General features: G+C 64.4%; 5 protein-coding genes and 1 pseudogene. 1 reads left to right on the top strand and 5 read right to left on the bottom strand.

Annotated features, from left to right (window positions below):
• Positions 1 to 37 precede the first annotated feature (37 nt).
• Positions 38 to 1,981: a DUF1302 domain-containing protein gene (locus tag Q0D45_RS19835; protein ID WP_293397125.1), complete on the bottom strand. Its 1,944-nt coding sequence runs from the start codon at positions 1,979 to 1,981 to the stop codon at positions 38 to 40.
• Between the two features lie 314 nt (positions 1,982 to 2,295).
• Positions 2,296 to 3,447, bottom strand: coding sequence for an SMP-30/gluconolactonase/LRE family protein (locus Q0D45_RS19830; RefSeq protein WP_293397123.1), 1,152 nt, complete (start codon positions 3,445 to 3,447; stop codon positions 2,296 to 2,298).
• A gap of 172 nt (positions 3,448 to 3,619) precedes the next feature.
• Between Q0D45_RS19830 and Q0D45_RS19825 the strand changes: the two genes are divergently transcribed.
• Positions 3,620 to 5,278, top strand: a complete 1,659-nt coding sequence (locus tag Q0D45_RS19825) for an AMP-binding protein (protein ID WP_293397121.1) — start codon at positions 3,620 to 3,622, stop codon at positions 5,276 to 5,278.
• Positions 5,279 to 5,333: 55 nt separating this feature from the next.
• Here Q0D45_RS19825 and Q0D45_RS19820 read toward each other — a convergent pair whose 3' ends face one another.
• From Q0D45_RS19820 to Q0D45_RS19810, 3 genes and pseudogenes are all read right to left on the bottom strand, one after another.
• Positions 5,334 to 5,852 carry a DUF4442 domain-containing protein gene (locus Q0D45_RS19820; RefSeq protein ID WP_293397119.1) on the bottom strand — a complete coding sequence of 173 codons (519 nt, stop codon included), beginning with the start codon at positions 5,850 to 5,852 and terminating at the stop codon, positions 5,334 to 5,336.
• Positions 5,852 to 6,718: a formyltetrahydrofolate deformylase gene (purU, locus tag Q0D45_RS19815; RefSeq protein ID WP_293397117.1), complete on the bottom strand. Its 867-nt coding sequence runs from the start codon at positions 6,716 to 6,718 to the stop codon at positions 5,852 to 5,854. The genes Q0D45_RS19820 and purU overlap by 1 nt, the downstream gene beginning before the upstream one ends.
• A gap of 82 nt (positions 6,719 to 6,800) precedes the next feature.
• Positions 6,801 to 7,037 (bottom strand): annotated as a pseudogene (locus tag Q0D45_RS19810) (tetratricopeptide repeat protein); the annotation flags it as partial.

Genomic DNA, 7,037 nt, shown 5'->3' with positions numbered 1-7,037 from the left:
AGTTTCGGGGTCTTGTTCATGTTTGGGCTCCTGGTCTTCAGAACGCGTAGGTCATCGTCAGGGCGATGAAATCGCGATCCTTCAGAGGATTGGCTGCAGTGCAGTAATCGGCACGCTGGCCGGCGGCGGCGCCGTTGCTGCCGGCCAGCAGCGGATTGGTCTGATCGTCGGCACCGCAGTAATTGCGACCACCGAAGAACGAGGTGTACGAGACGTCCACCGTGTAGACCTGCTGGTAGTTGAAGTTGACGCCAACGGTGGCCGCCTGCGCGCCTTCGTTGAAGGTCGGGCTGACACCCTTGACGTCATGCGAGAACACCGCGCGCGGCGATACGTTGATGGCGCCGATCAGGCTCAGATAATCGAGACGGGCCACGGCGCGATAACCCCAGGAGCTCTGGGTTGCATAGCCGCCGTGCTGGATCGAACCGCCGGCTGCCGCATTGGCTGACGCCTGCAGCGCCGGCAGCGCCGTGCCCGGACCATCGAAGAGCACGCCGCTGGGCAGATCGAGGAAGGTGTAGCCCACCTCACCGACCAGCGCGAGCTGCTGGGCGCCGAGCACGGTCGGCACCACCTGCGTCGCGGTGGTCTGGATCTGGTGCGCCTTGACTCGCTGCCAGCCGCGGATCTCGGCACCGGCGGCGATGTCGGCCGGGTTGGCCGCGAAGTTCGACGGCAGGTTGAGGGCGGCGATCAGCAGTTCAGTGGCACCGCGCTGCAGCGGCAGGTTCGGCCGATAGGTGTACTCGCCCTGGAGCGCCATGCCGTTCGGCAACTGGGTGTTGAACGACAGGCCGAACAGATCGATGTTTTTCGGGTACTCGAGGAAGTACGCGGCGCTGCCGTTCTGGCCAGTGGCAGCACCGAGCGGCGTCGGCGTCAGGACCGAGGTGGTACCGCTGCCCGGATTCGGATGCGTCGATTTCAGCGCCGAGACCAGCGGCACCCGCGAGTGATAGCGCAGGTAATAGGCGCCGAACTCGGTGGAACCGAGCCAGTCGGCCAGGTAGCGCGTGGCGACACCGAACTGGCCGAAGCCGTTCGGACGATCACGGACACCGGTGCGCCCCACCCAGACACTGGCAGCCGGGTCGAACGGCCCGAGGCCAAGCTGCTGGGTGGTCGGATAAGCCGGGCTGCTCGGCGGGATCGGGTTGCCGCTGAAATCGTCATCGCGACGGCCGAAGGTCACCACGGCGCGATTGCCGTCATCGCTGGCGATGTCGGTGGTCGAGAAGTACGAGCCGCGCGGGTCGAGCAGGAAGTTGTCGAAGCGCGCCTGGACGTAGCCTTCCAGGGTCACCGCATCGGTCAGTTCCTGCGAGAACGACAGCATCGGCGTCGGCCGCAAGGCTTCACGCAGCTCGGCGCCCGGCGCGCGCAGGCGCAGGATGTCGAGCGGATTGGTGGCGTTGATGCCGTTCTGGATGAATGTCGACTCGCCCCAGTTGATCACCTGGTTGCCGATACGGACATTGGTCGTGCGGTCACCGAAGGGCTTGCCGCTGACGCTGAGGAAGGCATCGAGCAACTCATACTGCATCTGCAGGCGGTCGCGGCCACGCGGGCCGAAGTTGTCGAGATCCTGGGCGACCTGGAGATCGAAGAACTCGGAGCCGCGGACAAACAGGCTGAGGTCGCTGCCGTACTTCAACTCCAGTTCATGGGTGGCACGGAAGACCTGGTTGACGATGTCGCCGGCGTCGTAGTTCAGATCGCCATCATCACCATTCACCGAACGCGCAGAGCCGCCATTGGCGATGCCGACGAGACTGTCGGACCGTCCCTGCGCGCGCCACAGCGCGCCGTAGGAAATGGTGTTGTCGAGATTGCCCTGGACCGGGCCGAGTTCGAACTGGAATGCGGAAGCCGGTAGCGCTGCCAGCATCGTCATGGCAGCTGCCATGACCACCACTGGAGTCTTCGGCCTGAACGACGCACGCGGGCACACCACCACGTTCACGGGATCGTGAATCATCGCTGTCATCTCCTCTCGCTTGCGACGCTGCTCGCGGGGCAGCGCCGTCCGGCATCAGCCGTTAGTTGTCGACCGCCTGTTCCCGGCTTTCCACCGTGTTGACAGGCGATACCAACCGCCCCTGCTCCGAACTGGAATCAGGCTTGGTACGACTACGTATACGAGCGAAAAAGACCAATTGCAACAACGCAATCCGTGGGCCAGCAGCGTGCAGCAAGAGGTTTCGTGAAGGTCTTGTGAAAGGCTACACAAGCTGTTCAATGGAGACTCCACAGCTCATCCGCAAGAGGGTGACATGGCGTTCATTGCCGCGCTCAGTCGCCGCGAGTCGGAACCGCCAGCGTCTGTCGCCATCCACCCGGCGGCGGCGCGCTGCCAGGCACCGCAAGCTCCAGCGGCAGACGGGCGATCGAAGGCTGCGACAAGGAGCCGAAGTAGAGCCATGGCCCATGCTCTTCGACGCTCATGATCGGCGCATAGGCATCGTCGGCCTGGTACTGCAGATTGGCGATCAGCTTGCCGTCGAGATCGAAGCCGAGCACGAACGCATGCGGGGTGCCGTGAAAGCCGAGCAGGTTCTGAAGCGGCGCCGGCAGATTGGCCAGCATCCTGCGCACGCCTGGCCATGGGCTCAGGGCATCGAGCGCCGGATCGCGAACGCTCGGCAGCGCCACCCAGATGCGATCGCGGCCGTTGAAGCTGAGGTTGTCCGGGAAGCCGGGCAGGTTGTCGGCGAACACTTCGCGGCTGCCGGCTTTCGGTCCCTTCAACCAGAAGCGGGTGATGCGATAGGCGCCGCTTTCGGCGACCAGCAACCACGCGCCATCAGGACCGACGGCGATGCCATTGGCGAAGTACAGGTCTTCGAACAGCACTGCGGACTGCTGCCTGGCGAGGTCCTGCACGATCACCCGGCCGTGCGGGCGATGTTCGAGGATGTCGAGCAAGTAATGCGGATTCGGGAACTTGGTCGAGGCATCGGTGAAGAACGCCAGCGTGTCACCGGCCCGGTGGTCGACGTCGTCGGTGAAGCCCAGCGGCACAGCACCGGCACTCTGGCTCAGCGGAATGATCACGCCCTTCGGATCGATGCTCAGCAAGCCTCGGTCCGCGTCGGCCACCAGCAGGCTGCCATCGGCTTCGGCAACGATGCCCAACGGCCGGCCACCGGTGTTGGCGACTTCGCGATAACGATTGCCTTCGGGTGCCAGGCGCACGATGCGGCCGTCTTCATAACCGACGTAGATCGCACCGCTGGCATCGACCGCGACACCTTCCGGGCCCAGGCCAACGCCGAGCAGCAGACGCTGCGCGTCCTTCAGGATCGTGTTCGGTGCATACGGACCTTCGAGCTTCGGCGCGACCGGTGCCACCCAGGCCACCGGGTCGACCACGGTCGGCTTGAGCCAAAGAAAAAGCAGCGCGAGGACGAAGCCCAGCAGCAGGGCAAGCAGCAGCTTTTTCATTGGCGGTTCCTGGGATCGGTCAGGCGTGGCGGAACGGCATGGTTTCACGGATCGCAGCGCGGCAACGGCTGTTTGATGGCGAAGCCAGTCCTGGCGATTTGTGCCCGGAACGTCAGCGCGAGGCGTTTGTTAGCATCTGCGCGCAAAACTGTACTTAACTGCGAGAGTCCTCATGTCCCAGCTGCCGAATCCGGTGCAACAGCTCCTCAAGCGTGCCGCCGAAACGCCGAACGAGCCCTATCTGCACCAGCCCGTGAACGGCATCTGGCGCAGCTACACCTGGGCCGAAGTGGCCGAGCAGGCCAGGCGCATGGCCTCGGCGCTGATCGCCATGGGCCTGAAGCCGGGCGATGCCGTCGGCCTCACCGGCATGAACAACGCGCACTGGTTCATGGCCGATTTCGCCTGCGGCCTCGCCGGCCTGATCGGCGTCGGCCTGTATCCGAAGCAGAGCGTGGACGCCGTGCGCTTCATCGCCGGCCACGCCGGCATCAAGGCCGCGTTCATCGGCCCGATGCCGGATGCCGCCGGCTTTCTCGCCGCCCTGCCGGACGAGGTCGTCCGCATCGCACTGCCCTATCCCGGCGTCGCCGAATGCGCGCAGAACTGGGATCAGCTGATCGCGGCCAACAAGCCCCTGGCGACGCCGGTGGAACGCGGCGCGGATGAGGTCTGGAGCCTGATCTACACCTCCGGTACCACCGGCAATCCGAAGGGCGTGATCATCACTGCGCGCAACCTGGCGTTCACCGTCGCCGGTGTGCTGCGTGATCAGCCGCCGGTCGCCAGCGGCGAGCACTTCCTGTCCTATCTGCCGCTGGCCCATGCCTTCGAGCGCGGCGCGGTCGAAACCGCCAGCCTGTATCTACCCGCGCAGGTGCATTTCCTCGAAGAGCTGGAAAAGCTGCCGCAGACCCTGGCGATGGTCCGCCCGACCCGCTTCTACGGCGTGCCGCTGGTCTACAGCCGCATCCAGGGCGGCATCCTGAAAAAGCTGCCGCAGGCCAAGATCGATCGCCTGCTGTCGATCCCGATCGTCTCCGGCTTCATCCGCCGCAAGATCCGCAAGGGCCTGGGCCTCGATCGCGCCTGGCTGGTGATCTCCGGTGCAGCACCGTTGCCGCGGCCGATCATCGAATGGTTCGCCAAGCTCGGCATCGACGTGCTGCAGGGCTACGGCATGACCGAGAACTCGATCTACGCCAGCCTCAATCTGCCGGGCCGGAACAAGGTCGGCTCGATCGGCAAGCCCTATGTCGATGCCGGCCTGCGCATCGCCGAGGACGGCGAGATCCAGTGCAAGCATCCGGGCAACACGCCGGGCTACTACAAGGATCTGGAGAAGACCGCCGAGCTGTTCACCGCCGATGGCTGGCTGCGCACCGGCGACAAGGGCCACATCGACAGCGACGGCTATCTGTTCATCACCGGCCGCGTGAAGGAAATCTTCAAGACGCTGAAGGGCAAGTACGTCAGCCCGGCGCCGATCGAGGGCAAGTTCGGCACCAACACGGCGGTCGAGCAGATGTGTCTGGTCGGCACTGGTCTGTACCAGCCGATGCTGGTGCTGTCGCTGAACGCCGATGCCCGCAAGCTGCCGCGCGAGCAGATCGAAGCCGGGCTGATCGCGACCATGAAGTCGGTCAACGCAACGCTTGAGCCGCACGAGGAAATCTGCAAGATCGTCGTCACCAAGGATGCCTGGACGATCGACAACAGCCTGATGACGCCGACCATGAAAGTGCGTCGCAACGAGATCGAGAAGCGCTACCTGGAACTGCTCGGCAAGCTCGAAGCGGATCGCAAGGCCAAGGTCTACTGGGAAGACTGAGCCTGAGCCGATTCAACAAAAAGCCCTGGAAACAGGGCTTTTTTATGCAGCTTCGTCAGGCAGCAGGCTTGGCCTTCCGCTCCGGCTTGCGGCGGATGTACAACTCTTTTTCCACCTTCGCGACCAGTTCGCCTTTCGCGTCCAGCACTTCGACGTGGAACACCGGCAGGTATTTCGCACCGGTCGCGGTAGCTTCCTTCGCAGCCGCGATATCGGTTTCGCTCAAGCGAAATTTCGCGCTGACCGTGCCCTTGCCCGGGCGCAGGAATTCGATGCGCGCCGACTTGTCCCAGACCAGATAGCCCTCGCCGAGCACGGCGACGAACATCAGCACGTAGAACGGGTCGACCATCGCGTACAGGCTGCCGCCAAAGTGGGTGCCGAAGGCATTGCCGTTGCCCGGCAGCTTCTTCAGCACCACGTCGATCTCGCGGAAATCCTTCGACACGTGGCTGATCTGGATGCCGGCGCCGAGGAACGGCCGGTACAGGTTCATCGCGCGGCGGAACACCGTCGCGTTGCTGTAGATGAGCTTGGAAAACAGATCGGCGGCCTTGGCGGCGACGCTGGCCATCAGTTGAAGACAACCGTCTTGTTGCCGTCGACGATGATCCGGTCCTCGACATGCCAGCGCACCGCGCGCGCCAGCACCTGGCGTTCGAGATCGCGGCCGAGGCGGCGCAGTTCGTCGATGCCTTCGGAGTGCGACACGCGGGCCACATCCTGTTCGATGATCGGGCCCTGATCGAGATCGGCAGTGACGTAATGGGCCGTCGCGCCGATGATCTTGACGCCGCGCTCGTAGGCTTGCCGATACGGATCGGCACCAACGAAGGCCGGCAGGAAGGAGTGATGGATGTTGATGATCTTCGATGGCCAGGCCGCTGCGAAATCACCGCTGAGAATGCGCATGTAACGCGCCAGCACGATGAAATCGGCCTTGGCCTCGACCAGCAGCTTCTGCATCGCCGCTTCGCTCTCGGCGCGCGTCGCGGTCTCGAACGGCACGTGATGAAAGGTCACGCCGAAGCCTTCCACGGCCTTGCGCAGCGCTTCGTGATTGGAGATCACGCAGGGAATGTCGACGCGCAATTCGCCGCGCTGCCAGCGCCACAGCAGTTCCATCGCCGCGTGATCGTGCGCGGACACCAGGATCGCCAGACGCGGCTTGTCGGCGGCGTAGCTCATCCGCCAGTTCATCTGGTACTGGGCAGCGACGGTGTCGGCGAAAGCCCGCTCGAGCGCTGCGCGCGGCAGGTCGATCGCCGGCGTCTGGAACTCCAGGCGCATGAACAGCTGGCCATCGGACGGGCTGGTCGAGTGCTGATCCAGTTCGGTGATGTTGGCGCCGTGGTGGTACAGGAAGGTGGTCGCGGCAGCGACGATGCCGGGCTTGTCGTCGCAGCGGATCAGCAGGCGGGCGATGGTTTCAGGGTTCATGGTGAATCGGGCTTCTGGTGCTTGTCTGGTGGGTCGGACTTCCGTCCGACTTTGCGAGTTCAGCTGTCGGGCGCGGCGCGACCTACGCCACGGCAGCCTTGAGCTTGGCAGCCTGTTCGGGGAAGAACGGACCATTGGCTTTCAGCGCTTCGGCAACAACGATCTTCGCTTCATCGCGACGGCCGAGCTTGACCAGCGCATCGGCGCGGTACTGTGCGACGGCCAGCCGGTTCAGGCCGTAGGCTTTCGGTGCCGCCTGCGCGAGCCAGGGCAGCGCCTTTTCAGGCTCGCCGCGCTCGATCAGGTTGCGGCCGTAGCG

It is taken from the genome of Nevskia sp. (assembly GCF_023266035.1).
Taxonomy (GTDB): domain Bacteria; phylum Pseudomonadota; class Gammaproteobacteria; order Nevskiales; family Nevskiaceae; genus Nevskia.
The sequence above is the reverse complement of the archived record's forward strand: the minus strand, read 5'-3'. Positions and strand labels throughout refer to the sequence as shown.